Consider the following 700-nt stretch of genomic DNA (forward strand, 5'->3'; position numbering starts at 1 on the left):
CAAGAAGTCCGCGCCAAGAAGCGTGCGCAGGAACGTGCCGCCGCCGCTGCCGCCGCGGCCGCAGCGTAAGTAACGCGGTAAGGCAGGCAGGAAAGGCAGGGCCGTCATCCCATGAACCACGATCATGTCCTGATGGGTGTGGTAGGTCGTCCGCATGGCGTGCGGGGGCTTGTGCATGTGCACAGCTATACCGCCGTGGCGGAAGACCTGGCCACCTATGCCGGGCTGGTCGATGACCTGGGCCGCCCGTGGCGGCTGTCGTGGCAGGGTAACGGCGTTGCACGGCTGTGCGATGCGCGGGGCAACGCCATAGATAGCCGCGAGGCTGCGCAGCAGATGGTCAACCGCAAGCTGTACGTGCCGCGCGCCAGCCTGCCCGAGCCGGATCAGGACGAATTCTATTTCGCCGATCTGGTCGGGCTGGAAGCGCGCGAGCAGGGAACGGAGCGGGTGATCGGCCGCGTGGCCGCCGTGCATGATTACGGCGCGGGCACCAGCCTTGAGATCGAAGGCGCGGGCGGGCATCTCCTGCTGCCGTTCACCCAGGCCTGCGTGCCGGTGGTGGATGTGCGGGGCGGGCGGATCACGGTCTGTGTTCCCGATGAGATCGAGGTTCCGGTCGAGTGCTTTCCCGGCACGGCAGGGCAGGGGGACGGGCCATGACATGGCAGGCGACGGCGCTGACGCTGTTTCCGGACAT

Annotated in this window: 1 protein-coding gene; it reads left to right on the forward strand. The window is 67.6% G+C overall.

Annotation, left to right across the window (positions count from 1 at the left end; translation table 11 throughout):
* The first annotated feature begins 111 nt into the window (after positions 1-111).
* The gene (rimM, locus tag JCM25156_RS19295) at positions 112-663 is read left to right on the forward strand and encodes a ribosome maturation factor RimM (protein WP_025814445.1); all 552 of its coding nucleotides are present in this window, start codon (positions 112-114) and stop codon (positions 661-663) included.
* Positions 664-700 lie beyond the last annotated feature (37 nt).

It is taken from the genome of Komagataeibacter kakiaceti JCM 25156 (assembly GCF_000613305.1).

Bases quoted from the DNA above. Each gene is read 5' to 3' on its own strand.
- rimM (WP_025814445.1), top strand. From the start codon at position 112: ATGAACCACGATCATGTCCTGATGGGTGTGGTAGGTCGTCCGCATGGC.